We start from the raw sequence: 903 nt of genomic DNA, 5'->3' as shown, positions 1-903 counted from the left end.
TTCTTTTGACCGCATAATGTAGACGCAAGCATCAGAACTGAGTCGTTTGAAACCGAGGTCTTTGGTGATGAATAGATTGATGGTATTGTTCCAGACAAGTCCAGCCTGCTTCAGACCGTAGAGACTTTTCTTCAGGCGGCACACCAGGCTTGGATCATGAGAAATATAGCCTTTGGGTTGAACCATGTATATTTCTTCGTGAAGTTCTGCTTGCAAGAATGCTCCGACGACGTCTAGCTGTCTCAATTTCAGTTTCAATGATGCAGCAAGTGCAAATACCAATCGGACAGAGGCGAGATGCGCCACTGGAGAGAATGTCTCGTCGAAGTCGATTCCTGGTCGCTGTGAGTAGCCTTTAACAACTAGTCTAGCCTTGAATTTGTTTACGAGTCCCTTCTCGTCTGATTTGACCTTGAATACCCATTTGTTTTGAATAGCGTTGCGTCCGCTAGGAAGTCTGACAAGTTCCCAGGTTTTGTTGTGTTGTAAGCTGTCAAATTCCGCTTTTGTGGCTGCTGCCCATTCCTTGCAAAACTCGTTCTCTGAATCCAATGCTTCGCTGATCGACTTCGGGATCGTGACCTGAGTGGCTCGCAGAGTGTGATTGTTTCGCTGTTGCACCAGCATGGCTGCAGGTGCCTTCCACCATTCCCCCGGAGCACGGCGTGTTCTTGCTCCTCGAGCATTCTGGATATCAGGTTGAGCTACAGCTGGCTCATCGGATTCGCTTGCATTTGATTGGTGACAAGATGAACTCGAACTTTCGCTGGGTGTACTCAGGGATGAGGATTCGAGGTGTGATGAAAGAATGCGGTCACAGTCCTCTGGAGCGGGGTCGTCTGTGGCAGGGATGCGGTCACCGTCGTCAGGCGCGGGCGCATCGCTGTTTGGTGGGACCGGTGG

The 903-nt window shown here is 50.2% G+C and carries 1 protein-coding gene; it reads right to left on the bottom strand.

Annotated elements, in window-relative coordinates; translation table 11 throughout:
• Positions 1-627, bottom strand: a 627-nt coding sequence (locus tag B5P42_RS31570; RefSeq protein ID WP_142674078.1) for a reverse transcriptase domain-containing protein, incomplete at its 3' end; no start/stop codon positions are given.
• Positions 628-903: the final 276 nt, after the last annotated feature.

Origin of the sequence: Bacillus sp. SRB_331 (assembly GCF_003264175.1) — a bacterium.
GTDB lineage: Bacteria > Bacillota > Bacilli > Bacillales > Bacillaceae_G > Bacillus_A > Bacillus_A mycoides.
Note: the sequence above shows the minus strand (reverse complement) of the source record. Positions and strands in the feature narration are given on the sequence as shown.